The following is an 872-nucleotide window of genomic DNA, read 5'->3' on the forward strand; positions in this document are numbered from 1 at the left end:
ATGTGCACACCTCATCGTCTATCAGTATTTTGGTCGCTATCATGAAGGCAAGAAGGTAATGCCGCATGGACGACAGTGGAAGCAGGTTATGTCAGAAGTATTTAATGTTGAGCCAAAGGTAAGGCATAACTTCTCAAGCGCGAAAAGGGCACGACGAACCTTTGCATATATTTGTGCATGTCACGATCGAATTCATGATTTGAGCGCAATTCGACACAATAGAATCGTAAGAAGTGATGCAAGATATGTATGCAAAAGCTGTAAGGAAAGCTTGAGAATTAAATAGGCCAAAGTGAATGAGGCCAGGCAGTTCTTATTTAAGAGGAGCTTGTCGTTAGCGAGCGATCTGACGCCAGTTAACGACAAGGCGACTAAAGAATTTACTTCTCTAGATATTGAAGCTTGTTAGGAACACCGTCCCACTCTTTAGCATCTGGAAGCGGGTCTTTTTGCTCGGTAATGCAGGGCCAAGTCTGACATAGCTCGGCGTTTAGCTCGATATACTGCGTCTGGTCGGCAGGCAATTCGTCCTCAGAAAAGATTGCATCAGCTGGGCATTCTGGCTCACAAAGTGCGCAATCGATACATTCGTCAGGATCGATTACCAGAAAGTTAGGGCCTTCATAGAAGCAGTCTACAGGACAAACTTCCACACAATCTGTGTACTTACACTTAACACAGTTATCGGTTACAACAAATGTCATATTGCTATTCCAGTGTTTGGTCTCATTAAAATTATGCGGTGTATTCTAATGTCAGATGTGACAGGGTTCAAGCTTAAACGCCTGTCATAGCGCAAATGTTACGATTATTGACTTAAAACACAAGTAAGTTAGCGCAAGAGACAAGGCATCATATAACTTAGTTGATCA

General features: G+C 42.8%; 1 protein-coding gene and 1 pseudogene. One reads left to right on the plus strand and one right to left on the minus strand.

Features of this window, described 5'->3' with window-relative positions:
• Nucleotides 1-286 (plus strand): annotated as a pseudogene (locus tag A3763_RS29740) (hypothetical protein); the annotation flags it as partial.
• Nucleotides 287-380: 94 nt separating this feature from the next.
• Here the strand turns inward: A3763_RS29740 and fdxA are convergent.
• Nucleotides 381-704 carry a ferredoxin FdxA gene (gene fdxA, locus A3763_RS19880; RefSeq protein ID WP_068510699.1) on the minus strand — a complete coding sequence of 108 codons (324 nt, stop codon included), beginning with the start codon at nucleotides 702-704 and terminating at the stop codon, nucleotides 381-383.
• Between the last annotated feature and the right edge of the window lie 168 nt (nucleotides 705-872).

This window comes from Oleiphilus sp. HI0128, assembly GCF_001635365.1.

What these genes read in the sequence shown, in the direction of transcription:
- fdxA (WP_068510699.1), bottom strand. Translation starts at nt 704, where the DNA reads ATGACATTTGTTGTAACCGATAACTGTGTTAAGTGTAAGTACACAGAT.